Raw genomic sequence first — 3,651 nt, 5'->3', positions numbered from 1 at the left:
CCGACATCAAAAGAACTGTCTTCTCAAATCACTTTGGAGTTAAGCCAATCTGGCGGACATGTTGGTTTTATTGCGGGTTCAGGGAAAGGATTAAACCAACCTGTTTATTGGCTCGAGCAACGCATTCCAGAATTTTTGGTAAATTATCTATTCTAAGAACCTATAAGTTAAATATCGTAACTTCTCCAGCCTTTCAACAGGAGGTCCTACCTCGTTTGAAACCTATTAAGATTATATCTACTGTACTTTAATTTGAGCTTTATTATCATTCTCTTTGACTCCAGTTTGACTATCTGGTGATTTTTTCTTAAAAAAAGTGGGGCTTGATTGTGTAACTTTACTTTGTGTTGCTGGTTGTTGTACTCCTTCAAGAAGTTCATCAACCACATCGGAAACAACTTCTTCTCCTCGAATTTGCTCTTCCTCAACTACAGTTACTGGTATTTGAGCCTTGTTCTCATTCTCTTCGACACCAGCTATATTCTCCTGTAATTTTTTCTTAAATAAAATAGAGCTTGATTGTGTAGACTTGCTTTGCGTTGTTGGTTGCTGTATTCCTTCAAGGAGTTCATCAATTACTTCATCAACCAAAGTTACAGTTTCCTGAGCTGTCTTTTGTCTGTTCAGTTTGAACACTACCTGACACTCTCTTTCTTGGATTGCTGCAGCGGAATCTCTAACTACTTGAACTGCTTTTTCAAGAGAAATTTTCGCTTGAGTCTCCGTTTCATCAAGGCCATGCAGATGTATAAGTTGTTCGTGCATGTCTTCTTCCACATCGTAGAACTCAGGAGGCATGAACGTGAGTGTGGCAGACGCTGAAACCGAATCATGAATTATTTTGCCAAGATCAAAGTGGGTATCAAGAAAGTCTACTGCATCATCTTGTTCTATCTTCACTTGATGATCAGCAAAAACAGACAGAATTTTTTTGACGCCTCTGAGTAATTTATTCAAAGCGGATTTTTCACCTTTAAGCTCTACAACTCTTTTATTATTATCTTCTAATCCTACTCGAAGTTTGTTTTGTTGTTCATCCAGCTCAGCAAGTCGTGATTTTTTTAGACTTTCCGCTTCTTCCAATTTTTTCTGAATCTCTAAAACCTCTGTATCCAGCGCTGTCAATGCCTCATGAGCCTCTTGGGAAATTTCATGCTCACCCTCCTTATTTTTTATAACAGCCGGACGATTCTCTATTGGAGAATAATGCTCAAAAATTTGATTAACCGCTTTATTTGCATTTAAGAAATTAATGCAATCTTTAGTTAGCATAGTCAGCTGTTGTTCCGTTGTTTTAACATTTTGCCTAGCCAGCGCTTGTTTAACGGCTGATTTAATTTCCTCAGGACGAAAATCTTCTTGAGATAAGGTCAGTTTTTCAGGTAGTTCATAATCATAGGGTTTGGTTTTTCCTTTTAAAAAGGTATTGACCTCTAAAAATAAAGCTTCCTGATCAGGCGTAGGTTCGCTGATACTTTCCATCATATGTTGAATAATGACATTTTCAATATCCGTTTGAACTGCTTGCTCGTATTTTGCCGAATTACCATTATTTAAAGTATAAGAAAGCGTCATCAAAAAATGAAAGTTGAATTCTTCACTAAAATAAGGAACTATTTTCTTAGAAAATTCTTCAACTCTTGAAATTAAACTGGTTTCAAAATTTTTTCCTTTACAAAAATCAATTACAGCATTCTCAAAACAGTCATGTAACCCATCCCACATTTCTTTACTTTGGTAGAAATTATTAAAATGCTCAAAGAAAACATTATCGAAATTATCACCCCAGATTCTTAATTGATCTAATTTGATCAAAGGACGAGAACCTTTTCTACCTTTGGGCATTCTGTTTAAAACAGACGTCATCTCTTCAATGAAAGTCCCATTTTTCTTATCGTAAAAAGTGAATGATTTGTATAAATTACGTGCCTCTAGAGAAATAGTCGTAATTAGGGTGTTGATTCGTTGTTCTCTTTGTGATGGGGTTAGATCATCACGCCCTAGTACCTCTTTTACAAGAAGCTGGTTAATTGCATCTTCGATAGAGGCAAATTTTCTTTTTGATATGGTAATGCCATTAGCAAAATCTTTAGATTTACTAAAGTGATTCAAATTTCGATAAAGGAGATGTTTTAATGGGCTTCTAGCATCAAGATATTGCTTCATGCTTTCTTCAAATGAGGCTTGAACTTTGCTTTTTGCATGTTGGATTGCTTCTTCTTTTTTCGTTTGCAATTCACTTATTATCTGATCATATTTTTCAATCACCTCTTTCTTTTCTGCCTTGACTCTCCTTAAACCTTCTCTTAATTCTTTTCTTTCTGTCATAGCAGCGCCATATTCTTTTTGAATCTGCCCAGCTATTTTCTTAAGTTTTGGACGTTCAGAGCTTTCTCCCTCACCCAAAATGCGTTTATTTAATTTAGAAGAAATATATACCTCTGATTTGCCTTCTTGCCCTTCACCAACTGAAATAGTAACGCCTCTCTTTTCATACTTGTTATTAAATTGTATTTTAGTTTGTTCAATTTTAAGTGGAATATCTTGTTGCTTTTCTCCGTAAAAACCCCATTGTGGTAAAGTAAAAATGACATCTTTTTCAGAAATATTTTTAGACTCCGTAAACTCCATACTCAAGGAGGGTTGAAGTTGTCCCAGAGTATAAACTCCATCAAAAGACTTGGCTAATGATCCTACATCAGTTCCCGCCACTTGATATCGGAACGCTGAAAAACACAGTTTTTTCAAAAGAGTATCTTTTAAAGACGCAATTGCCGGCCCTGCAATGGGAGCGATCGTATCGGATTTCTTTAATCGGATATCGTATAAACTCCAGGGAGAAACAGGAGATGCTTTAAATAAGTTAGCCTCATCCTGATTAATCAAAATAACTTGGGGGTTACCCTCTTCTCGAGCCAGAAAATAATGCACAGGAGGTAACGGTTGCTCATCCTTCAAAGCCAAACGTTCTTCTTCCTTGTAAGCGGGGCTACAGCGAACAGGATCCTGCTCATTAAATAAATGGTGCATATGCGCCGTTTGGCTCGCGAGAGGCAATACTTCTATTTCTTTATTCTGAGATAAATAACCGATAGAGACAGGCTCAAATACCATGTCATGCTTTCTTAATTGCGCATCAACAACCACCTCTTCATTAGCGACCTCAGAGAAGGAATGCGTTTGGGTTTGGCTTTGACTTTGAGATTGGCTCTCTGATTGGCTTTCTGTTTCAGAATGAGCTTCCGTCAATGCGCTGCCGGTATGAGAAGGAAGAATAAATTCGTCACTTAATTGAGCTGCCCGCTTTTGGATGATTCTTTTTTCCATCTCACGATAAGGCCCCCTATCACTTTCAGCAACAGAAGGAAGTTCCATTCTTTCTCTTGCTCGATTAACCAAATCGAAAATGGTATTTAATTTTTCTTCAAACGATTGCTCTAAGTTTTTAACAAAGTGTTCTTTCTGTACCTTGCCAAACACTTTCCCGTATTTTTCATGTAAGTCATTGTTACTACCAGAAATAAAAGGTGAGACGCCATTTAATGCTTTGATACATTCACGAAATGCATCAATTTGATCTTCTGTCATATCCGATTGTGACATGAGCCTGGTGAGCTCAGCTTGTTGTTGTAAAATGGCATTCTTAATAAT

The 3,651-nt window shown here is 36.9% G+C and carries 2 pseudogenes; one reads left to right on the top strand and one right to left on the bottom strand.

The features are described 5' to 3' along the window. Nucleotides 1–156 (top strand): annotated as a pseudogene (locus tag OK13_RS16115) (hydrolase); the annotation flags it as partial. An 81-nt stretch (nt 157–237) separates the two neighbouring features. On the opposite strand, the pseudogene OK13_RS14655 reads toward OK13_RS16115, so the two are convergent. Next, nucleotides 238–3,651, bottom strand: a pseudogene (locus OK13_RS14655) (hypothetical protein); the annotation flags it as partial.

Source organism: Legionella norrlandica, assembly GCF_000770585.1.
GTDB classification, from domain to species: domain Bacteria; phylum Pseudomonadota; class Gammaproteobacteria; order Legionellales; family Legionellaceae; genus Legionella; species Legionella norrlandica.
This window is presented reverse-complemented; position numbering and strand designations above follow the sequence as displayed.